The sequence below is a fragment of the Phaeobacter porticola genome, assembly GCF_001888185.1.
GTDB lineage: Bacteria > Pseudomonadota > Alphaproteobacteria > Rhodobacterales > Rhodobacteraceae > Phaeobacter > Phaeobacter porticola.
This window is the reverse complement of sequence record NZ_CP016369.1, coordinates 12304-35593: the sequence shown is the minus strand read 5'-3', so window position 1 is coordinate 35593 and position 23290 is coordinate 12304. Positions and strand designations below refer to the sequence as shown.

Genomic DNA, 23290 nt, shown 5'->3' with positions numbered 1-23290 from the left:
AAGGCCAGAGAATACCACCTAAAGGGAGGAAAAATATGGAAGTTCTGAATTCAATTGTGGGCTATATCAACGGGATCGTCTGGGGCCCGCTGATGCTGGTCCTCATTCTCGGCGTCGGTCTGTTCTTGCAGATCGGGCTGAAGCTGATGCCGATCCTGCGCATTGGCACCGGCTTTGCGCTGCTGTTCAAAGGCCGTGAAGCTGGCGATGGCGACGGTCAGATCACCCCGTTTAACGCGCTGATGACCGCGCTGTCCGCCACCATCGGCACTGGCAACATCGCCGGCGTTGCAACCGCCGTGTTCCTCGGCGGTCCCGGCGCGCTGTTCTGGATGTGGATGACCGCACTCGTGGGCATGGCCACCAAATATTCTGAGGCCGTGCTGGCGGTGAAATACCGCGAGCAGGACGGTCAGGGCAACTATGTCGGCGGCCCGATGTATTACATCAAAAATGGTCTTGGCCAGAAATGGGCTTGGCTGGGCTTTGCCTTTGCCCTGTTCGGTGCAATTGCCGCCTTTGGGATCGGCAACGGTGTGCAGGCCAACGGTGTGGCGCAGGTGCTGGAAACCAACTTTGGTTTCAACCCGTCCATCACCGGTATCGTGCTGATGGCGCTGACCGGTGCCGTCATCCTCGGCGGCATCACCCGCATTGGTGCGGTGGCCGGTAAGCTGGTGCCTTTCATGGCCGTCAGCTATATCACCATCGGTCTGCTGGTGCTGATCATCAACGCCGACCAACTGGGCAACGCCTTGGGTCTGGTTTTCACCTATGCCTTCACCCCTTCCGCTGCTGAAGGTGGCTTTGCCGGTGCCGCTGTCTGGGCCGCGATCCGCTTTGGTGTGGCGCGTGGCGTGTTCTCGAACGAAGCTGGTCTGGGCTCCGCTCCGATTGCGCATGCCGCAGCTGAGACCAAAGGTCCGGTAAACCAGGGTCTGATCGCGATGCTGGGCACGTTCATCGACACCATCATCGTCTGCTCCATCACCGGTCTGGCCATCATCGCCTCCGGCGCCTGGACATCGGGCGAAAGTGGTGCTGCGCTGACCTCGCTGGCGTTTGAAACCTCCCTGCCCGGCTTTGGCGGCTATGTGATTGCCATCGCGCTGTCGATCTTTGCCTTTACCACCATTCTGGGCTGGTCCTACTATGGCGAGAAATGCGTCGGCTACCTGCTGGGCGCCAAGGTGCTGATCGGCTACCGTGTGTTGTGGATCGTGGCGATCTACTTCGGTGCGACCGCTGATCTTGGCTTCATCTGGCTGCTGGCAGACACGCTGAACGCCATGATGGCGATCCCGAACCTGATCGCTCTCGCCCTGCTGAGCCCGGTTGTCTTCAAGGTGACCAAGGAGTTTTTTGCCTCCAACGGGCAGACTGAAGAGCCGAGCAAAGGCGCGGCAGAATAACCAAAATCAATCTACATCGGGGCGCGGCAGGCGTCGCGCCCCGGTTCCTTTCACACTCCAATTCAAGGGCAAGACGCTATGACCGACGCGCCGAAACGTACTCCGCTCTATGACCTGCATGTCGCCCTCGGCGGCAAGATGGTCGACTTTGCCGGCTGGGAAATGCCGGTTCAATATCCCATGGGCATCATGGGAGAGCACAAGCAGTGCCGCGAGAAAGCTGCGCTGTTCGATGTCAGCCACATGGGTCAGGTGATCCTGCGCGGCGACAACGTCGGCGAGAAACTGGAAGCGATCTGCCCGCAGGCCTATGCCACCCTCAAGGAAGGCAAGGCGCGCTATGGTTTCTTTACCAATGAAGACGGCGGCATCATGGATGACCTCATCGTCTCCAACGCGGGCGACCATTATTTCGTGGTGGTGAACGCGGCCCTGCGTCATCAGGACATCCCCCACATGAAGGCGCATCTCGACGGCGTTGAAGTGACCGAGATCTTCGACCGCGCGCTGGTGGCTGTTCAGGGCCCCGCCGCTGAAAATGTAGTGGGCGATCTGTGCCCCGCTGCCCGTGAGATGAAATTCATGGAAACCATCGTCGCCGATATCGACGGTGTGGAATGCCGCCTGTCGCGCCTCGGCTACACCGGCGAAGACGGCTATGAGATTTCCATCCCCGATGCAGACGCCGAACGCATCACCAAACTGTTCCTCGCGCATGATGACTGCGAGCCGGCTGGTCTGGGCGCGCGTGACTCCCTGCGTCTGGAAGCGGGTCTCTGCCTCTATGGTAACGACATTGACCAGTCCACCTCTCCGATTGAGGCCTCGCTGGCCTGGGCGATCCAGAAACGCCGCAAGGAAGAGGGCGGTTTCCCCGGTGCTGACCGTATCCAGAAAGAGCTGGCCGACGGTGCCGCCAAGAAACTGGTCGGGATCAAACCCTCCGGTCGCGCCCCTGCCCGTCAGCACGTTGAGATCCAATGCGCCGAAGGCAACACCATTGGTGAAATCACCTCCGGTTGTTTTGGACCCACCGTCGGCGGCCCGGTCGCCATGGGCTATGTCGCTGCCCCGCACGGCAAAACCGGCGAACAGGTCAAACTGATCATTCGTGGCAAGGCCCATGACGCAGAAATCGTCGCCCTGCCATTCGTCACCCAGAACTACAAACGCTAAGCTCCAGGAGTACCCGAGATGACCACCTATTATTCCGAAGATCACGAATGGATCACCGTCGAGGGCGACACCGCCACGCTCGGCATCACCAAACACGCGGCTGATCAGCTGGGCGAAGTTGTCTTTGTCGAGCAGCAGGACAGCGGTGAAGAATTCGAAAAAGGCGGCGAGATCGGCGTCATTGAATCGGTGAAAGCGGCGTCGGAAATCTACGCGCCTCTGGATGGTGAAATCACCGCCGTGAACGAAGATCTGGCCGACAACCCCAGCGCCCTGAACGAAGACCCCGAAGGCGCGGCCTGGATCTACAAGATCAAGCTCTCCGACAGCGCCCAGCTGGAAGATCTGATGGATCTGGACGGCTACAAGGCCCTGATCGGCTGATCCTGCTGATGGGCCGGGCCGGCTGTCGTGCTGGCCCGATCCCTCCCTTGATTACCCGCCGGTATGGTCCGGCGGGACCACCACGAATTAGGACATTCCCATGGCCTTCAAACTGACTGATTACGAAGCCTACGACTTTGCCAATCGCCGCCACATCGGGCCAAGCCCGCGTGAAATGGCTGATATGCTGAAGGTGATCGGCTTCAACACCCTCGATGAGCTGATCGACGCCACCGTGCCGCCTGCCATCCGCCAGAAAGAGGCGCTGGACTGGGGTTCGGCGATGACCGAACGCGATGCGCTCTTCCACATGAAAGAGATCGCGGGCAAGAACAAGGTCCTGACCTCCCTGATCGGCCAGGGCTACCACGGCACCACCACGCCCGCGCCGATCCTGCGCAATATTCTGGAAAACCCCGCCTGGTACACGGCTTACACGCCCTACCAGCCCGAGATTTCGCAGGGCCGTCTTGAGGCGCTGTTGAACTTCCAGACCATGGTCAGCGATCTGACCGGCCTGCCGGTGGCCAATGCCTCGCTGCTCGACGAAGCCACTGCCGCCGCCGAAGCCATGGCGATGGCCCATCGTGGGTCGCGCTCCAAGGCGAATAACGCGGCCTTCTTCGTGGACAAGAACTGCCACCCGCAAACCGTCGCCGTGATCAAGACCCGCGCCGAGCCTCTGGGCATCGATGTTGTGGTTGCCGAACCGGCAGAGCTGGACGCGGGCGCCGTCTTTGGCGCGATCTTCCAGTATCCCGGCACCCATGGTCACGTCACCGACTTCAGCGACCAGATCGCCGCCCTGCACGAACACAAGGGCATCGCAGTTGTGGCCGCCGACATCCTGTCGCTGGCGCTGCTGAAACCCCCCGGTGAAATGGGCGCAGATATCGCCATCGGCTCCACCCAGCGATTTGGCGTTCCCATGGGCTACGGCGGCCCGCACGCGGCTTATATGGCGACCAGCGACAAGCTGAAACGCTCCATGCCCGGCCGGATCATTGGTGTGTCCATCGACGCGCGTGGCAACAAGGCCTATCGCCTGTCGTTGCAAACACGCGAACAGCACATCCGCCGCGAAAAAGCCAACTCCAACGTCTGTACTGCACAGGCGCTGCTGGCGGTGATCGCATCGATGTATGCCGTCTACCACGGCCCCGATGGCATCAAGGCGATTGCCCAGTCCGTCCACCGCAAGACTGCGCGTCTGGCGGCTGGTCTGGAAGAGGCCGGGTTCAAGGTTGAGCCGGAAGTCTTTTTTGACACCATCACCGTCGAAGTTGGTCACCTGCAAAAAACCGTCATGGAAGCCGCTGTGCAGCGGGGCATCAACCTGCGCCGCGTCGGCGAAACCAAGGTTGGTATCTCGCTGGACGAACAGACCCGCCCCGAAACCATCGAGGCCGTCTGGGGTGCTTTTGGCATCGAACGCAAGGACGACAGCTCCAACAAGCAGTACCGTCTGCCCGAAGCCATGCTGCGCGACAGCGCGTATCTCACGCACCCGATCTTCCACAAGAACCGGGCCGAAGCAGAGATCACCCGCTACATGCGCCGTCTGGCCGACCGCGATCTGGCGCTGGACCGCGCGATGATCCCGCTTGGCTCCTGCACCATGAAGCTGAACGCGACCATCGAAATGATCCCGGTCACCTGGCCGGAATTCAGTAACCTGCACCCCTTCGTTCCCGAAGATCAGGCGCAGGGTTACCACCAGATGATCGACGATCTGAACGACAAGCTGTGCCAGATCACCGGCTATGACGCGATTTCCCAGCAGCCGAACTCTGGTGCGCAGGGTGAATACGCAGGCCTTTTGACCATTCGCGGCTACCACGCATCGCGTGGCCAGGCGCATCGCAATGTCTGCCTGATCCCCACGTCGGCCCACGGCACCAATCCTGCCTCCGCACAGATGGTTGGCTGGAAAGTGGTTCCGATCAAAGCTGACGAAGATGGCAACATTGATGTCGCAGATTTCCGCGAAAAGGCAGAGAAGCATTCTGACCATCTTGCGGGCTGCATGATCACCTACCCCTCTACCCACGGCGTGTTTGAAGAAACCGTGCAAGAGGTCTGCCAGATCACCCATGATCACGGCGGTCAGGTGTACATCGACGGCGCCAACATGAACGCAATGGTGGGTCTGTCTCGTCCGGGTGACATTGGCGGTGACGTCAGCCACCTGAACCTGCACAAGACCTTCTGCATTCCGCATGGTGGTGGTGGCCCCGGCATGGGTCCGATTGGCGTCAAGGCGCATCTGATAGAGCACCTGCCAGGTCACCCGGAATACGGCACCGCCGTGGGTCCGGTGTCGGCGGCGCCGTTCGGTTCGCCCTCGATCCTACCGGTCAGCTGGGCTTATATCCTGCTGATGGGTGGCGGAGGCCTGACTCAGGCAACCAAGGTGGCAATTCTCAACGCCAACTATATCGCAGCGCGCCTGAAGGATGCTTATCCGATCCTCTACACCTCGACCACAGGCCGGGTTGCGCATGAGTGCATTCTGGACACCCGCCCCCTCGACACCGAGGCCGGAGTCAGCGTGGACGATGTGGCCAAGCGTCTGATCGACAGCGGGTTCCACGCACCGACCATGTCCTGGCCGGTCGCAGGCACCCTGATGGTGGAGCCGACGGAATCCGAACCCAAGGACGAGCTGGACCGCTTCTGCGAGGCTATGCTGTCCATCCGTTCGGAAGCACAGGATATCATCGACGGTAAGATTGATGCCGAAAACAACCCGCTGAAGCACGCACCGCACACTGTGCGCGATCTGGTCGGTGAGTGGGATCGCCCCTATTCGCGCGAGCAGGCCTGCTTCCCTCCGGGTAACCTTGGTGTTGATAAATACTGGCCGGCGGTGAACCGCGTCGACAACGCCTATGGCGATCGCAACCTGATCTGCACCTGCCCTCCGATGGAGGATTACGCAGAGGACGCAGAATAACCCCTGCTCCCTAAAACATGAGGCGTCGCCGATCCGTCGGCGGCGCCCCTGCCCGGACCCATCCACGTCACCACCGTACGAGAGGCAGACAGATGACCCAGTATTCTCCCCGCTACAGCGACACCGGCTTTGCTCTCGCCCAAGGCCGCCAGCTGCGCCATATCGACGTGATCCTGCCCGAAGGCGCACCCCGGTCAAGCGCACAGATTGTCACCGACCTGTTTCAGGCCGCAAACGATCTTTTGGATGAGGTGCAGTATAGAGTGCGCGTCTGCGGGCTGGACATGTTGTCCTGCGACTCTGCGGTTGCCCGGCCCCGTAGATTGGTCATTTTTCTCGGCGACATTCACACCCGCTGGCAGCTGGATGCCAAAGAACGCGCCCGCGTCAATCAGGTGATGCGGCTTGCCGATCGCAGCGCCTTTGTTGGGGGGGCTGTGTTTTTGCTAGATGCGCTGGCGCGTGGTCAGGATCATGATCTGGCGATCCATCCGAATTTCCTGGCCTCAGCGGGCGAATGCAGCCTGCGACAGGATAAAAATGGTGCGGCGACCGCCATCTCCGGTTCAGTTCATTCCGCGATCAGCGGATTTGCGATTCCACGGATGTTACTGGACATCATCGCTACTGATTGCGGACGTCTTGCCGCCGACGGAATGGCGCATTACCTTGGCCTTGATACCGGCAAACGCCCCATCAAGAGCCGCATTGCGCTCAATCTGGAACAGAAATCCGCTGGTGATCAGCTGATTTCGCAATCGCTGGCGGTGATGCAGGATCATATCGAAGTGCCCCTGTCGGTTGCCGAACTGGCCGCAGCGCTCAATGTCTCCACCCGCTGCCTGCAACGCCGCTTTACCCGCCATTTCGACCGCTCACCGCTCAGTGTTTATCGCGCGCTACGGGTGGAGCGCGCCCATCAGCTGCTGACCCAGACCGATATTCCGATACGTCAAGTCGCGGTCGCCACCGGATTTGGCAGCTATCAGAGCCTTAGCCAGCATATCCGCGAGACCTATGGCCATTCGCCGGATGTCATTCGCCGCAGCGCCTTTCGCGGGGTTGCCCCGGAAACCATGCGCCCTCGCCGGTTCCGTCAGTCGGAAACCACCCAAGTCGAAACCCGAGCGATGTAGCTGGCGTCAGTGGGAAGAGGCCTCAGGTCTCCAACCGGAGGCAGCGCGGAGTATAGAAGCCGGTGTGGTGCGTGCAGCGGCCCACACGGCGGCGGCCAACATTCAGACCGCTGTTGGTGGCTGGCTAAGCGACTGCGGAACGCACATAAACCGCGCCTCCTGACATCCAGGATCTGATCCAGAAACGCCGTGCGCCGCTATATTACTGTAAATTCGAAGGCAGCACCCGAGAGCGCCCAATTCAGGTGTTCGAAGCCGAGATGGTCGCTATTGGTCTGGCAGGCGATCACCGTGTCTTGAGCTGGGTCCATAGTACCAACGCCCGGCTGCTTCAGGACCGACACAACTGGCCTAACGTGACTAGAATAGGACAACCGATCTGGGCGACGGGCAGGAAGCCTGCCCATCGCAGATCTGTCAGGAAACCACCTCCATCACTGGCACCCGTGCCTCTGATCCAGGTTGGGTCTGCCGTGTGGTTCTTGGCTTTTCTTCCAGCTCTGCCAGACACCGCAAAATCTGACGCGCGCCCGTTTTGACTTGATCCGCATCAATCGCATAGGACAGGCGGATATTGTCCGGCGCTCCGAAGTGACGCCCAGGCACAGCCGCGACGCCGTAATCTTCCAGCAGCAGATTGCAAAGATCCTCATCCGTGCTGATCATTTGCTTGCCGTGCATGGACCCGAACACCCGTGAAATGTCAGGAAACAGGTAAAACGCACCGCCGGGGCGGGCGCAGCGGATCTGCGGCGCACTGTCAAAGGCGGTCAACAGGATGTCCCGCCGGGCCTGATAGCCGTGCGTCATCTGCTGCGAAAAGCCCTGATCGCCGCCAAGTGCCGCGGCTGCCGCGGCGGCAACCATGGGCGGCATGTTGGAAATTGAATTGCTGTTCAGCACCGTTACAGCCTCTGCCACCTCAGGCGGCGCAGCCAACAACCCGGCACGCCACCCCGGCATCCCGTAAAGCTTTGAAATGCTGTCCACCTTGATGATCCGGGAAGCCAGATCCGGGGCAACATCCAGCAGATGCGGACAGGGCTCATCCGTGTAGACAAACCGCTGGTAAACATCGTCGCTGATGATCCAGACATCGTGGCGGCGCAGTACATCGGCCAGGGCCGCCAGCTCCGCCTGGCTATAGAGCGCACCAGTGGGGTTAGATGGGTTGTTCAACACGAGCGCCACAACCCGCCCCCTCAGCGCCGCCTCCAGCGTCGCCGGGTCCAGTTTGTAACCCTGATGCAACCCACAGTAAGGGGTGCGCACTGCAACCCCGCTCAGTCTTGCGATGTCAAAATAGGTCGGCCAGCAGGGCGCGGGAATGACCACGGTATCACCGGGTTCAAATAGCACCTGAAACAGCGAATAGAGCAGATGTTTGCCCCCCTGCCCCACGGCAATGTTCACCGGGCCAAAGTGATCCTGTCCCAACTGCGCCAAATAGTGCAGATAGGCGGCGATCAGCCCCGCCTCCCCGCGGCTGGGACCATAGCGGCACTGATCCGCATGGATAGCAGCAATGGCGGCGTCATAGACCCGCTGCGGCGGCGTGAAATTTGGCACCCCGATAGAGAAATCCACTACCGGCTTGTCCCGCGACTGGATGCGGCCCGCCAGCTCCAAGATAGGACAGAACGGAGTGTTGCGATGTGCCGTGGCGAGGTCAGGCATCACGCCCTCCCTCAACCATGCGGACGGGAACATCCGGGCGGCTCTCCAGGTAATACATCACGCCACACTCTCCATCGGCAATGCCTCCGCCGGAGGAGCCTTTCGCTTGCCCCGACCACGGGCGATCGCTTCGGCCATCCTTGTGGCCGCAGCTGTGATAATGTCCAGATTACCAGCTGACGGATCCAGGTAATCACCGGCGCCGGTCACCCGCACCATCGTGAACAGCCGGTCGCCGGTGACATGCGGCTCGACAATCACGTCATAGCCTGGCACAGCCGCCCGCAGCTGTGTCACCGCTTTGGCGATGGCTGCCTCAGTCGCTGCCAGATCATGCTGCGCCGCCAGCGCCGATATCGCGGTTTGCATATACACGTTCGGCTTGGCCGGGTTGATATTCAAGATCGCTTTGACGTTGGAGCAGCCGGTGAACTGCCTCAGCGCGCTTTCAGTGGTTTCGATATAGTGATTGAGGTTCAACCGTGTTGCCGGTCCCGCGCTTTCAGCGCTGATTGACGAGACCACCTCAACGTAATGGATATCCGGGTTGGCCTCTGTCATCGCCTGCGCGATCGGGATTGAGGCCTGACCGCCGCATGTGATCATGTTGATATTGCGGGCCGTCAGCAGATCATCGCCATTCAGCGACGGCACGCAGAGCGCGCCATTGGGGGCCGGGGTCAGATTGACCACCACCTTGCCCGCCGCTTCCAGCATCGGCGCATGAGCCTGATGCGCGGCCGAGGATGTAGCGTCAAACACCAGATCAAAGGTGTCGAGCGCAGCAAACAGCCCCTCGGCGCCGCGATCCGTCACCGGAACGCCCCGTGTGCGGGCCAATGCCAACCCCGGCGAGGCCGCATTGCGCCCTGCAAACAATGTGCAATCCAGCAGAGCTGAGCGCTGCACCTTGCACAACACGTCACAGCCGATATTTCCGCTGCCGATAATGGCGGTTCTCAGGGTCATGTCGTCACTCCTTCACGCGGTTGCGTCGATGGTTGCGGCGTAGATTTGGACAGGCGCGCCGCAGTCGAGATGATCAGATCCTCTTGCCCCGCAACGGCGTTGCAGCGCGACAATTCCTCGTAGATGAAACGGGGCGCGACACCAAAATCCTGTGCGGCGCGGGTCACATGTTTCTCAAACCCGGCGCAGACGCCATAGATGCCGCTGATCAGATTGGAGGTTCCCACAATCGTGCGTCGCTGCACCGGCGGCAGCTCCAGCAGTGCCTCCACCGCCTCACAGAGCGCAAAAACATCGGTGCTGATCTCAAACCCGTAGCGTTCCAACACCGCGCAGAGCACCTCCAGCTGGGTATTGCCGGCACCGGCCCCAAACCCACGCATGGTGCCATCCAATATGGTTGCGCCCGCTTCGGCGGCAGCAACGGAATTGGCAATCGCAAGGCCCAGATTGTTGTGGGCATGGAACCCAACCGGCACCTCCAGTTCAGCGGCCAGCAGGCCAATCTTCTCGCTTGTGTCGCGCGGGTCGTAATTGCCTGCGGAATCCATCAGGACAATGGCGTTTGCGCCATAGGAGACCTGCCGCTGCGCCTGCGCTAGCAGCACCTCCGCCGGCGCCATATGGGTCATCATCAGCACGCCCTGCACACATTTGTCCTGACTGCGGGCGTATTCGATATAGCTTTGAGTCAGATCGCCCTCAGTGCAATGTGAGGCAATGCGAAACACATCGACACCAATATCAATTGCGGCCTTGATGTCAGAGATCTTGGCAAAACCCGGAATCGCGTGAATACCCAGTTTAGTGTGGGTCAGATTCGCGCGGGCGGTCTCTAGCATCTCGTGATCCGCATGGCGCGCCATCCCCAGCTGCAGGGAGGACGCCCCCAGTCCGTTGCCATGTCCAACCTCAACCACATCCAGCCCGCAGTCATCAACGGTCCGGCAATAGGCAGCGATATCATCAAGACTGAGCGTGTGGGCAATGGCGTGGTTACCGTCGCGCAGAGTCGGGTCGTGAATGGCAATGGCCATGGTCTGGCTCCTTGTCATGGATCAGGGATAAGGGATGAAATTAGAAGGGGGCGTGCTGCGCGATGCTGCCGGATCACCTCAGTTCAATCTGGGCAACGGCTGCTTCGGCATGGGCCAGCGCCTGTTCCCGGCTGTCGCCGCGTGCCAGAACATAGGCCACCCGCGACGCGGCCGACAGCACCGCGTCATACCGCGTGCCCGGTTTGGCCGACGACTGTACACGCGCCACGCCCTCGGCGCGGGCAGCGCAATCCAGCCCGGTGATGGCGTCCAGCACCCGGTCCTGCGCCAACATATAGCGGATCGCCATCGCCCGCGCGGCGGGGGGTGGCGCGCTGTAGTCCAGCCCGAGAACTGCGGCAAAAGTTTCCTTAAAAACATCCGCGCCGGTGGTCTCCAGGGTTAGCTCCCAGATCTGGTCGCCGCCATTGCGGGTCTGGGTCTCGATCACATGGACCGCCCCGTCGTTCAGCTTGACCTCCGTATGGGCGGGCCCGGTCCGGTAGCCGACAGCATCCAGCAATACGCGGACCCGCTCCCCAATGCGAGCGGCGTCATCCGCACTCAAGGCAGCCGGCTGGACGTGGCCGCTTTCAATGAAGTATGGCGCTCCGCTTGTGGTTTTTTCGGTGACGGCCAGAATGCGGTGCGCACCCTCGACCGACATGGTTTCGACGCTATACTCCGGGCCGGGTATGAAGGCCTCGGCGATCAGCTCGTCGCGGCCCACCTGCACGGCATGGGCAAGCGCCCTGCTGATATCCGTGGTGGCATCGACGAGATAGACGCCCTCACTGCCGCCGCCCTCTGCCGGTTTGATAATACACTCGCCGTGGTGGGCCACGAAATCGGCAATCTCCGCCGCAGAGCGCACCCGGGCGAAGGGCACATCCTTAATACCGCTTGCGCGTAGCGCCTCTCGCATCAGCCGCTTGTTGCGGGTCAGCTGCACCGTCGATACCTGACAATTGCTGGGCAGATTCAGCACCTCAGCGATATGCGCGGCGGTCAGAAAACCATATTCGGCAAAGGAAAACACTGCATCAAACGGCGTCTTGCGATGCAGGGCCTGCGCCAGCGCCACGCTGCTGTCGATATCCTCATAATCCGTCACCACGACGGTTTCGGCATGATCCAGCAGGTGATCGGTCAGATGGGCGCGGATCTGAAGCGCGCTGTACCGCAGCCCCATGTCACCGATGCGGACAAAGGTGTGGTCACGCCCGCCAATCATCAGGATATTGCGCTTAGGCTCAGACATGACGGCCCCCCTCATGTTTGGTTGTTTGAGTATCCTGTGGTTCGGGCCGGAAGAAGTCGCGGCTCATAAACATCGGCGCGATATGCAGCACCGACATCCGCAACACATGGTTCAGCATCACAAAAGCAGGTTCCAGCCCCAGTGCCAGCGCGGTTGCCACCATGACCTCTACCCCGCCGGGCACCCAGGACATGAACAGCACCAGAAACGGTTGGCCGGTCAGCAGGCTGAAGCCAAACGCCATGACCACGGTGATGCCAAAGGTGATCGAGGTAACAATCAGCGCCGCCCGCAAGTAGCTCGCGATATCCTGACGGGTGATATCCTTCAGCCGGATGCCGATCAGCCCGCCAAGCAGCGCCATGGCAAACAGCACCAGCGGCTCTGGCACCACAATCGGATCACTGCCCAGCCAGAGGTTCACCCCCGCCGCGAGGATCAACCCAGTCACCATATAGGGTGCCGGCATGGCAAACCTCTCCAGCACGCGCCCCGCGACATAGGCCCCGGTCGCCAGCAGTAGGAAGGCGACATATCCAACCCATAGGGCGCGGCCGTCCGGCCCATCGGGCAGCGCGGCAACTTCCTGCGAACTCTCCTGTGGACCGGCAATCAGGAACACCGCAACCAGCAGTGCAATCATCCGCACCATATGGGCAAAGACCATCTTGGCCGATGTCTTACCTTCCTCGCCGGTCAGGGTCATCACCGCCGCCATGGCGCCAGGCACCGCCCCCAAGAGGCTCTCGGCGCGGGTCCATTTCTCCACCCGGTAAAGCCATGTAAAACCGGCAACCAGCTGCGCAGACATGCAGATCAGCAAGCCCGCAAGGATCGTCAGATCTGCCATCCCATGCAGCATCTCAGCATTAAGCAACGCCCCGACGCTGGCCCCCAGAATAAGCTGGATCACTACGATCGCCGCAGGCGGTGTGGCCAGCGCCAAGCCCATTCGACAGGCAATCAGTACCAACGCCGCCGCCCCAAGGAGCTGCCCCAATGGCAGTCCGCTTAGATAGCCGAGGATTGACCCGGCACAGGCCAGCAGCAAAGTGATCGTAAAATTCCGAAGCATCAGCCCACGCTCCGTAAGGGTACAGCCGGGGACAGCGCAGAGCGGGTGGCAATCCGAGCCTGATGGTGGATCACGTCAATATTGTTGACCATGTAGAAGGTTCCGCAGGTCAATTGGCCCAGTGCAAACAATCCAGGCGACGGACGCCCGTCGCGGGTGGTGACCCGACAGTCCTTCAACTGCACCTTGATGCCGCCGGTTGCATCCCGTTCGGCAAACCCTTGCTCCAGCAGGCTTCGGATCAGCGGATTCGCCTCGTCCAGCCCCCGTTGCAGCCCTGTTGCATTGATCACTGCGTCCACCTCGACGGTGCCATCGGCAAATGCCATGCGATAACAGCCATTGCGGAAGGTGACATCGCGCAGACCACTGCGGTGGCTCAGCGCGCCGCTGGCCTGCAAATCCGCAATCCGGTCCGCATTGGTGCGCGAGATCGGCACCCGCATATTCGACCAGAGCCGATGAAAATGGCGCAGGAACGTCGCCTTCGCGCGGTCACTCAGACTGGCCCAAAGCTGCGGGATCAGCATGTTTGTCTCGGCCAGAATGCTCGACACCAGATCGTTGTCGGCACTGTCGACGCCGCGCAGCAACTCAGCAAAACTGACATCAACCCCCTGATGCTGCATCTCGGATTCAAACAGATCCATCACCGCCGAGAGCGACACACGCCCGTCCTCGCAGCCATCCCGCAAGGCCGTCAACCCGTCCGCCGTCAGGTGGCGCAGTGTCACCGGACGATAGGCGGTAACCGCCTTGGGCAGTCCCGCCCGGCGCGAGGTCATCAGCATCTGACGCCCATTCACCCCAAGCGCCACATCATAGGCGGTTAGACGACAGCCCAGAATGCCCACCCGCAGGTGCTGCAATGCCTGAAGGCGTGCCGCCGGATAAGGCGAACGGAAATAGCCCGGCGTGCCGTTCAACCCGTAGGGATCGGCTTCCAGATTGGTGCCAAGGCACAGGTAGACCATGTCATAATCAGATCCGCTGCTATCCCAGGACAGCTGATAAAGCGCGTCGGGACGGCGACTGGGGGCGATCGCCTCCACCTCGGTCCCGATGATACGGATCCGCCCACCCGCAGCGCGCACGGCGCCGCACAGTTCATCAAACCGGTTTTGCAGGAACCGCCCAAACAGCGCGCGCTGCAAGAATCCGTCCTCATCCGCTGCGGCCTCCCGTGCGCCAATCTGCACCAGCCAGTCGCGGAAATCATTGCGGCGCGACAGATACATCAGCTTCAGAGGCCGGTTGAGAAGATTGGTCTCCGCATCTTCCTGATAGGCCACGCCGGGCCCGAAGCTACGGCTCTTGTCAAAAACATCCACCGAGAGCACCGACAGATCAGGCAGAGTGGCGACCAGATTTTCCAGGACAGAGACACCGGCATAGCCCGCGCCAAGAACTGCGATCTTCATGGAGTACATCCTTATTGGAGCCTTGGGTTTTCTTATGGGTCCACCGGTCAGGCCGCGGCGCTGGTTTCCCATTGGCAGGCGGTGTGGAACCAATCCTCCAGCTGGCGCAGACGGGCGCGCAATTCAGCCTCGCTATGCCCTTCCACAATGGCGTTCAGGATTTCCGCATTGGTAAAAGCCATCTGACCATACTGTCTCCCGGCCACGCCGCTCATCCGATAGGCCCGCACAAAGTCAAACGGGCAACTCTCTGGCACGCTCTGCAAAACGCCCTCGCGGGGCGGCACACAAAGCTGACCAACCAGCCGCACCGGCTCCACCATCATCTGTGGCTCCGGTGCTCGCTCAAACTCTGGGTCCTGCATCGCCCGCAGGAAGGTCATGCGCGGATCGATCCCCCAGGCCTCGGTCATTTCCTGATTGAAGAACACGCCCCCCAGCCGCGAGGCGATCTCTCCCAGAATGATGGTTCCATCCGGGCTAACAAACACCTCAAGGTGAAACAGCAAGGTTGGCGGCGACGGCATCACCTCCTCGACCAGACGGCGGGAGTAGGCCACCAGCCGGTCACGCAAAGGCGTTGTCGGCTCCAGCATATGCAGATCATGTGACCGTCCGCCGAGAAAATCCAGTGCAGAGGTCAGCACCCGAACTGGCGAGATCATAATTGGCCGTCCCGCCACATAGAGCCCGTTGACGATATAATGATCTCCGGCAACGAACCGTTCGATCATGGTGTTGTAAAAGGTGGAACTGTCCTGCGTCTTCAGCCAGGCCGCCAAATCCGCATCACCCCGGATCACACAGACACCGTTGGAGCCGCGCCCGTCCCGCGGCTTTAACACCACAGGATATCCCAACCTGTCGATAAAGCGGCGAATGTCCATCGCGCTGCGGACCACCGCCATCTCGCTAACCGGCAGCCCCGCCTCTTGGGCCCGTGCCTTCATTGCGTATTTGTCGCGGTACATTTCTAGCTGCACCGCAGCATTTGCAGACAGTCCAAGGTAGTCATTCACCCGCGCCGCCCGCAGCACATCAATCTCCGCGAGCGCCACACACAAGGGCTGTGACAGCGACTGCGCGATATCAATCGCTGCCAACTCAACCTCAGGGCTGTCATTGAAATTTTGAAAGAAGCGAATATCCAGCCCATCAGAGAAGCGGCGCATCAGCGCGTCCTTGGCACTGGCACAGGTCAAGATCACACTGTTCGGGCCGATTGCATCAACCCATTCAGTAACACTATGCTGTAGAATGATTTTTGGCGGTGCGAACAGAATTATTTTCATGACGTGACGGAGCCTTTGGCAGTATTTCAATAGGTTTAGTTGTGAAGTTTCCTTCGCCCTTCACGTGTTTTCATGCAACTTACAGGATAGTTAACATCCGTCAAGCGGCAGTTTTGTGAAATTTACACAACGCTAAGATGAGCAATTTTCCGCTGCCGAAGCAGACGGAAATCACCATTTTCAGAATGGTCCGCCTGTTGAAACAAGGCCGGCATCTCATCGCGTACAGGACAAGGCGACCAGATGCCGCAACTGCACAATTTCCCGGAACACACCTACAAACAGGTTCGATACAATATGATGGCCGTGAGCAATCAAATCAGACACCACCTTGTGAACAAGCCTCTAAATAGCGTCATCGCCTTGCCTCCACTTCCTTCAGCGGAACATGAACCAATGGTCGCTGTCCAAATCCCGTGCGATCAGCTCTTTGCCTTCATGGTCGACTGCGCCGAACCGCACCGTTCCCGACTGAATAAAAAACAACTCGGTCGCCAGATCCCTGATCTGGTGCACCATCTCGTCCTTACTATAGTATCGGCTTTGCCCGCGTCCGTCAGCGCTGCGCGAGTGCCAGGCAGGCAATGATCCAGCCATGTCACAGAGGTCGGTTTTTTCATCGCAATACCAATCCAAGTTGCCGTCTTGGGCGCACCCGCCGCCCTAGCCTGTCGCTATGAGCCAGATAGGCCTGAGAGGGCCGAACGTGTAAAAGCGGCCAAAAATCAGAACAATATAGGAACCTGCAAAAGTCAGTGCCATTTGCTGCGCACTGCGGCTTTGTTGCGCAAATCCGTTGATGGGCAGGCTTACCCTTTCCCGGACGGGCTTGTCTTACGGGCTCTGTGACTGGTATGCCCGGAGCGGTGTAGCGATTGAGCGCGGCGCCGCGGATTTGGACTTCCGCGACTTGTCTGTCAAAGTCGCGTGCCATGAGTGACTGGCCAAGAAGTTTCACACAGTTCATCTTGCTCTCGACACGGCTTCTGCGGTGGTATCCGCTCCATCGCCGCCACAGGGCGCGACCCAAGTATCGCGACGCGTTGACCGCTTCGTTCCGGGCAGCGGCCCCGGCGCTTGTGGGCTTTCAGAGTTTGGCGTTCTTGCGGGGCGGAATGACGGCGCCGGCACCACGGGCAGCAATCGCGTCGGGGCATTTGCGCGTGTCATAGGCTCCGTCGGCGGTCACTGATCCGCTGTCCTGATCAGACGGCATTTGCGCGAGCAGTTCCGGCAGCATCGGCGCATCACCAACATTACTGGTGGTGACCTCGGCCGCCCGAACTTCCAGCGTTACTTTGTCGATCCCCATGTGTATCTTACGCCAAATCCGGTCGTCTGTCGCAGCGGCATGCCGAACAACATCTTCAAGGTCAGGCAGGTCTGGATCGCAGCGTCGCTGAATTGCTGTTGTCGGGCCCGCTTGCCGGTCGGCAGCGGCACCCAGACCATCTCGGGATCAAACCAGATCGAAAGCGATCCGCGCCGCTTTAGTGCTGTGTTTTACGAAGGCCAGTTCCTGGTCTTGTATTTCGTAGGGGCCCAACTGCTCATACCAACCAGCTATCACACTGAATTCACGCAGTGAATCCCCAAGCCGATTTGTGCAACAAGGCCGATCTGATCCCCAATCAAACCCCCGTCCATGGTTCTTCCCTGTCGGTAAGGACAGTGCGCCCCCCCTGCAAACTTGTAACTATGCACTGTAGCCTGCTACAGGCTGATTACCGGAATTCAGGGTCGGGCGCGTGATGGTGGACGATAAATATCTACTGGCCTTATCGGCCTTTCACCTTGGCATGGCGCTGTTCTGCACCAATCAACTGCTGCTGCATCAACGCCACCAGCGTGTCTACGTGCCGCTGGCGCTATTCTTCGTGACCCAGTCCGTTACCGAAATGCTCAGCATTCTGGATCTGGTGGTCGTGGATGAGTCCTACGACTATGTCGTCTCACGCTTCAACAGCCTGCATGTGCCAGCCGTCTTTGCCCAACCACTACTGCTGTGGCTTTATGTCCGCGCCCTCACGTCGGAGGATAACGGCCCGCCAATCCGCCAAAGACTCTGGCATGCGGTGCCCATCCTGCTGGCGATCAGCATGGTGGTGCTGTTCTGGACCATCCCGAAATCCCTGTTCGCCCAGAACGATCTGGAGTTCGCCGACCTCAGCCAATACATCCAGGCGATCCTGATCTACTTCCAGCTGGTCGAGGTATTGTTCTACATTCAGGTGACCCTCTATCTGGTCTTGATCATGAAAATGCTGTCGCGATATCGCGCGCGGCTGAAGGATCTGTTTGCCACCACCGAAGACCGCGAGCTGACCTGGGTCTGGTGGATCACCACCACCATATCGGCCTATCTCCTGCTCAGCGTCGCCGAGATCCTCGCTGACCTCTTCGGCATTGAGATGTTCCAGCTGTTCAGCGACGCCTCCGACCTGACCAGCGGCCTGTCCAGCCTGGCCATCACCTGGGTGATCGGCATCTGGGGCGTGCGCCAGCAACCGGGACTGATGCCCAAAACCCATAGCGCCCCCGCCGCCGCCGAACAGGAACTGGTCGCCGCAAAATACGAACGCTCCGCCCTCACCGATGATCACGCCACCCGCATCGCGACCAAGATTGAACGTGCCATGACCAAGGATCTGCTCTACCGCGACTCGAACCTGTCGCTCTGGGATCTGGCCAAACATATCAGCGTCACTTCGAACTACGTGTCGCAGACGCTGAATATGACGCTGCAATCGAATTTCTTCGACTATGTGAACAAATGGCGCATTCAGGATGCTGTAAAGCAGCTGCATGATACGGATGAGACCATTCTGGTGATCGCCCATGATGTCGGGTTCAATTCACGCTCGTCTTTCTACAACGCCTTCAAACGTGAAATGAATACCACCCCATCAGCCCTACGGGCCGCTCGGCCCGCTCCCTAGACCTAAGCGCGGTCAGATCACGACAACATCGGCAAAGCATGTTAGCACCGCGCGCCATCAGCCCCATCCGCGCGGCGCCGGTCCCCCAGCACCAGCATCGCCGGGGTGACCAGCAGCGTCAGCAGCGTCGCCGCCACAAGTCCGCCGGCGATGGTGGTGGACAGTTCAGTCCACCACTGGCTAGAGGGGGCACCGAACACCATGCTGCCCGCCAGCAAATCCAGCTTCATACCCAGAACCATCGGCATCAGCCCCAGCACCGTCGTCAGCGCGGTCAGCACCACCGGCCGCAGCCGTAGCGCGCCCGAGCGGAGCGCCGCCTCTCGCGGAGATTGCCCGGCACGGCGCTGCGCATTATAAGTGTCGATCAGCACAATATTGGTGTTAACCACGATACCCGCCAGCGCAATCACCCCGATGCCGCCCATGACCACGCCAAACGGCCGCCCGGCCAACATCAGCCCCAACAACACCCCCGCAATCGAGAAGATGATCGCCGACATCACCACCGCCGCCTGATAAAAACTGTTGAACTGCGCGATCAGGATCACCGCCATCAGCATCACCGCCGTTGCAAAGGCCAGGCTCAGAAAACGCATCGCATCGTCCTGCTCCTCGGCCTCCCCCTTGAAGGTCCAGGTCACGCCATCGGGCAGCGGTGTCTCGTCCAGCGCGCGACGCAGGTTGGCCAACTGCGCATCCGCCAACAGCCCCGGTGCCACATTGCCCGTCAGGGTCAGAACACGGCTTTGGTCACGCCGTTGGATCGCGCCAGAACGGGGCACCGGCGCAAAACGGGTAAAGTTTGAGATGGGCACCAACCCGGCGCTGGTGGGAACGCGCAACGCCAGCAATCCGTCAAAGCTGCGATCAGGCGCAGGAAAGCGGACCCGCACATCCACGGAACCAGCCACATCATCCGGGCGATAGGTCGTCACCGTCACCCCATGTGTCAGCAACTGTACCGCCTGCCCCAGCAAATTCAGATCAGCGCCATAGCGTGCGGCTTCGGCACGGTCGATCTCGATCCGCCATTCGACCCCCGGCAGGGCGCGGCTGTCCGCAATATCGGTGAACCCGCCCATCCGATTGATGATCTCGCGGATCTGCACCACCGCCGCCTCGGATGCGGCCGGGTCACGCGCCATGATGTGCAGATCCAGCGGCTTGTCGCCGCTTGGCCCGTCATCGTCTATTTCCACCCGCACTTCGACGCCAGGAAGATCCGCGACATTTGCCCGGATGCCAGCGCCAATTTCAGCGGCAGGCGGGCGTTGGTCCCATGGGTCCAGCTCGATCTGGATGGTGCCGATCAGATCCAGATCGTCACCGCCCCCCAGCGTGGTTACCACATAGACACTGGAAATCCCCGACGTTTCTAGCAATCTATCTTCGACCCGCCGCACCAATGCGTCGCGTTCATAGATCGAGAAATTGTCGCGGGCGCGCAGCTGCACCTGCATGAATTCAGGCTCTACCTTGGGGAAAAACGTCAGACCTGCCCCGAATGACCCATATAGGCCAAACGTCCCCAGCAACAGCGCAAGGCTCAGCAAAACCGTGGTGCCGGGGAACAGCAAGGCGCGCTGCAAGCCACGCGCGTAAACCCCGGCCATACCGCCACCCAAGCGCGGATCCCCATGTTCGGCCGCGTGCAGCGCGCGTTTGGCGCGGGCGCTCTGTGGTGAGCGCCGCGCGATCATGCCCCCCAGCACCGGAATGAACACCAGGGCCATCACCAAAGAGGCCGCCAGCGTCACAATCACGGTAATGGGCAGGAATTTCATGAACTCACCGGTGGTCCCCGTCCAGAACAATAGCGGCACAAACACGCTGAGCGTGGTGGCAGTCGACGACACCAGCGGCCCCGCCATACGTTGCGCGGCGGCGCGATAGGCCTGCGCGGCACTGGCACCATCCTGCAAATGACGATCAGCCAATTCGGTGGTGACGATCGCCCCGTCCACCAGCATCCCCACGACAAGGATCAAGGAGAACAGCACCACGATGTTCATCGTGATCCCCATCCCCCAAAGTACGGCCACGCCTGTCAGAAACGCCCCCGGTATCGACAGCCCGACCAGCAGCGCCGGCCGCAGCCCCAACGCATAGATCACCACCAGCATCACCAGCACAATCGCGGCAATGACATTGGCCTCCAGATCGCCCAGCATTGTTTTCACCTCGCGGCTCTCATCCAGCAGGTAATCCACCTTCACGCTCTGCGGCCACTGCTGTTGCGCGGCGGCGATCACTGCTTTGGCGGCGGCCACGGTTTCGATGATATTGGCGCCACTGCGTTTGGTGATATCCAGTGTCAGCGCCGGTTGGCCGTTAATCCGGGCAAAGCTGCGCGGATCCTCAAACCGGCGGCGCACCACCGCGATATCCCCCAGCGTCACCACGGTGCCATCCTGCACCTTGACCGGCATCCGCATCAGATCACCGGGCCCGCTGATCAACCCCGGTACCTTCAGCACAAAACGCCCCGCCGCACCATCAATGGCCCCCGCAGCGATCATCGCATTGTTGCGGTTGATCTGACCCACCAGCGTCTCAAACGACAGCCCATAGGTGACAAAGGCAACCGGGTCGATCAGCACCTCCAGCAGGTCGGAACGTCCGCCGCCGATATCCACTTCCAGAATCCCCGATACCGCCTCCAGCCGGTCCTTCAGTTGCCGGGCCAGCCGGTTCAGGCTGCGTTCGGGCACTGGCCCCGACAATACCGTCGTCAGCACCGGAAACAGCGCGGTGTTGATTTCCATCACCACCGGTTCGGTGGCGGCCTCGGGCAGGTCAGGCCGGACCTGATCCACCGCCACCCGCACCGCATCCAGCGCCTCTGTCACATCGGCACCCGCGTCAAATTCCAGCGTCACATTGGCATAGCCCTCATAGGCGTTGGCATTCAGCACCTTGAGATCGGCAAGACCCGCCAGACCCGCCTCCAGCGGTTTCACCAGCAGACGCTCGCTGTCCTGCGGCGAGATGCCGGACAGGGTGGTGCTGACATAAACATATGGGATTGGAATTTCGGGGCTGCTTTCCTTGGGGATGCTGACATAGGCATACGCCCCGCCAAGCAATAGCCCGGAGAAGATCAGGATCACCGCCCGACTGCGCGCAAAGATCACACTGAGAAAACCGCTCATGGCCGAAGCTCCGCGCTGGGTTTCACATCTGCGCCGACGGGCCCTGTGTCACTGACCCGGACAGGTTCGCCAGTTGTGACAAACCCTTGCCCAACGGTAATCAGACGCAGTTGATCAGGCAGACCCGTGACCCAGACCCCCTGTGGCTGTGACCGCACGATCTCGACCGGGGTAAAGACAACGCGGTCGGCGTCATCAACGGATTTGACACCCAGCACTCCGTCCATATCCAGCGAGAGCAGCGCAGGTGACAGAAAATGCGCGTCCACCTCTTGCAGCGGCACCTCGATCCGGGCGCTGATCCCGGCAGGGATCGTACCGCCAGGGTTGTCGATCAACAGCTCTGCGGCAAAGCTGCGGGTAGAAGGATCGGCCCGACGGCCCAGAAACGCCAAACGCCCCTGACGCTGGCTGCCCTCCAGAAACTGGACCTGCGCCATTCGGTCCAGCTCCAGCGCGGCGCGCATATTCTGAGGCACCTGGAACACCAGCCGCAATGGATCTGTCGCCACGATCCGGGCCAGCTCCTCGCCCTCCTGCACATAGGCGCCGGGGATCAGGGACAGAGTTTCCAGATGGCCCGCAAAAGGCGCTGTGATACGGGTTTCCGCCACCCCCTGCCGGGCCAGCGACAACTCTGCCCGTGCCGCAGCCAAGGCCTCGCGCGTTTGCTCCAGCCGCGTTTCGGTTGTGGCCCCACGTTTGTGCAGGGCCTCGGCGGTTTCATATTCACGCCGGGCGCGGGCCTCGCCCGCCTCGGCGCGTTGCAGCGCGGCAACCCGCTGCGTGGATTGTAACGTCGCCAGCACCTGCCCGGCTTCCACTTGGGCGCCTTTTTGCACGGGAACCGCGGTCAGATGGCCCGACATTTCAGCGCGCAAGATGCTGTCGCGGTCGGCCATGCTATAGCCCTCGGTGCGAAACCGCAGCGTCACCGGCGCCGCCTGCGACAGGCGTACCGCCACGGACACAGGGGCCGACGAAGGTACACCCCCTGTCGCTGTGGCAGGACCAGACGCGCCGTCGGCACCAGGATCAGTGGCGTCAGACAAAATCTGGCCCAAGGCCATCCAGCCCACCAGCAGCAGACAGATCAGCGCCGCCAGTCGCGGCGGCCATTTGGCCTCGGGATCGCTGTGAAACACCAGCCCCGCTGCCCCCTCTGCGCCCGCTTCAGCCGCGCGGCCGGGGCGCGGCGGGGCTGAAGCGGACTGTGTCTCCGATGGGGCTGCAACCGCCGGGGGTACTGGCGGCGTATAAGAGGCAGGGGACGTTGGGGACGCCTCTGGCACAGCAGACATCGGGGGCACCGGGGACGCAGACTTGGCCGGGGGCACGGTTTCGCGCCGCGCCCCCTTTGCCTGAGCCTGCTGATCGGATCGCAGCGGGGTTCCCATGGA

At 60.8% G+C, this 23290-nt stretch carries 16 protein-coding genes and 1 pseudogene; 6 read left to right on the top strand and 11 right to left on the bottom strand.

The window, feature by feature from the left end; translation table 11 throughout:
- The first annotated feature begins 35 nt into the window (after positions 1-35).
- From PhaeoP97_RS19975 to PhaeoP97_RS19955, 5 genes are all read left to right on the top strand, one after another.
- A complete protein-coding gene (locus PhaeoP97_RS19975; RefSeq protein ID WP_072506983.1) occupies positions 36-1412 on the top strand; it encodes an alanine/glycine:cation symporter family protein in 1377 nt (458 codons plus the stop codon).
- Positions 1413-1490: 78 nt separating this feature from the next.
- Positions 1491-2588, top strand: a complete 1098-nt coding sequence (gene gcvT, locus PhaeoP97_RS19970) for a glycine cleavage system aminomethyltransferase GcvT (RefSeq protein ID WP_072506982.1) — start codon at positions 1491-1493, stop codon at positions 2586-2588.
- Between the two features lie 18 nt (positions 2589-2606).
- Positions 2607-2972 carry a glycine cleavage system protein GcvH gene (gene gcvH / locus PhaeoP97_RS19965; RefSeq protein ID WP_014876560.1) on the top strand — a complete coding sequence of 122 codons (366 nt, stop codon included), beginning with the start codon at positions 2607-2609 and terminating at the stop codon, positions 2970-2972.
- 100 nt (positions 2973-3072) lie between these two features.
- A complete protein-coding gene (gcvP, locus tag PhaeoP97_RS19960) occupies positions 3073-5928 on the top strand; it encodes an aminomethyl-transferring glycine dehydrogenase (protein ID WP_072506981.1) in 2856 nt (951 codons plus the stop codon).
- Between the two features lie 92 nt (positions 5929-6020).
- Positions 6021-7064 carry a helix-turn-helix domain-containing protein gene (locus PhaeoP97_RS19955; protein ID WP_072506980.1) on the top strand — a complete coding sequence of 348 codons (1044 nt, stop codon included), beginning with the start codon at positions 6021-6023 and terminating at the stop codon, positions 7062-7064.
- A 417-nt stretch (positions 7065-7481) separates the two neighbouring features.
- On the opposite strand, the gene PhaeoP97_RS19950 is transcribed toward PhaeoP97_RS19955, so the two are convergent.
- The 9 genes and pseudogenes from PhaeoP97_RS19950 to PhaeoP97_RS19910 all read right to left on the bottom strand — a co-directional run.
- Positions 7482-8741 carry an aminotransferase class I/II-fold pyridoxal phosphate-dependent enzyme gene (locus PhaeoP97_RS19950; RefSeq protein WP_072506979.1) on the bottom strand — a complete coding sequence of 420 codons (1260 nt, stop codon included), beginning with the start codon at positions 8739-8741 and terminating at the stop codon, positions 7482-7484.
- 57 nt (positions 8742-8798) lie between these two features.
- Entirely contained in the window at positions 8799-9710 is a 912-nt protein-coding gene (locus PhaeoP97_RS19945) for an acetaldehyde dehydrogenase (acetylating) (RefSeq protein WP_072506978.1), read from the bottom strand.
- Positions 9707-10747 (bottom strand): 4-hydroxy-2-oxovalerate aldolase, encoded by a 1041-nt coding sequence (gene dmpG / locus PhaeoP97_RS19940; RefSeq protein ID WP_072506977.1) that lies wholly within the window; start codon positions 10745-10747, stop codon positions 9707-9709. Before dmpG ends, PhaeoP97_RS19945 begins: the two co-directional genes overlap by 4 nt.
- Before the next feature lie 73 nt (positions 10748-10820).
- Positions 10821-12008 carry an ATP-grasp domain-containing protein gene (locus PhaeoP97_RS19935; protein WP_072506976.1) on the bottom strand — a complete coding sequence of 396 codons (1188 nt, stop codon included), beginning with the start codon at positions 12006-12008 and terminating at the stop codon, positions 10821-10823.
- Positions 12001-13083, bottom strand: a complete 1083-nt coding sequence (locus tag PhaeoP97_RS19930; protein WP_072506975.1) for an AbrB family transcriptional regulator — start codon at positions 13081-13083, stop codon at positions 12001-12003. Before PhaeoP97_RS19930 ends, PhaeoP97_RS19935 begins: the two co-directional genes overlap by 8 nt.
- Positions 13083-14504 carry an FAD/NAD(P)-binding protein gene (locus tag PhaeoP97_RS19925; protein ID WP_072506974.1) on the bottom strand — a complete coding sequence of 474 codons (1422 nt, stop codon included), beginning with the start codon at positions 14502-14504 and terminating at the stop codon, positions 13083-13085. The genes PhaeoP97_RS19930 and PhaeoP97_RS19925 overlap by 1 nt, the downstream gene beginning before the upstream one ends.
- 47 nt (positions 14505-14551) lie before the next feature.
- Entirely contained in the window at positions 14552-15796 is a 1245-nt protein-coding gene (locus tag PhaeoP97_RS19920) for an ATP-grasp domain-containing protein (RefSeq protein WP_072506973.1), read from the bottom strand.
- A 378-nt stretch (positions 15797-16174) separates the two neighbouring features.
- A complete protein-coding gene (locus PhaeoP97_RS19915; protein ID WP_072506972.1) occupies positions 16175-16393 on the bottom strand; it encodes a cyclic nucleotide-binding domain-containing protein in 219 nt (72 codons plus the stop codon).
- Between the two features lie 238 nt (positions 16394-16631).
- A pseudogene (locus PhaeoP97_RS19910) lies at positions 16632-17350 on the bottom strand (IS5 family transposase); the annotation flags it as partial.
- Between the two features lie 197 nt (positions 17351-17547).
- Between PhaeoP97_RS19910 and PhaeoP97_RS19905 the strand changes: the two are divergent.
- Positions 17548-18735 carry a helix-turn-helix domain-containing protein gene (locus PhaeoP97_RS19905; protein ID WP_072506971.1) on the top strand — a complete coding sequence of 396 codons (1188 nt, stop codon included), beginning with the start codon at positions 17548-17550 and terminating at the stop codon, positions 18733-18735.
- Positions 18736-18776: 41 nt separating this feature from the next.
- Here the strand turns inward: PhaeoP97_RS19905 and PhaeoP97_RS19900 are convergent, their stop codons facing one another.
- Together PhaeoP97_RS19900 and PhaeoP97_RS19895 are read right to left on the bottom strand one after the other, a co-directional pair.
- Positions 18777-21890 (bottom strand): efflux RND transporter permease subunit, encoded by a 3114-nt coding sequence (locus PhaeoP97_RS19900; protein ID WP_072506970.1) that lies wholly within the window; start codon positions 21888-21890, stop codon positions 18777-18779.
- On the bottom strand, positions 21887-23287 hold the full coding sequence (locus PhaeoP97_RS19895) for an efflux RND transporter periplasmic adaptor subunit (protein WP_072506969.1): 1401 nt from the start codon (positions 23285-23287) through the stop codon (positions 21887-21889). The genes PhaeoP97_RS19900 and PhaeoP97_RS19895 overlap by 4 nt, the downstream gene beginning before the upstream one ends.
- Positions 23288-23290 lie beyond the last annotated feature (3 nt).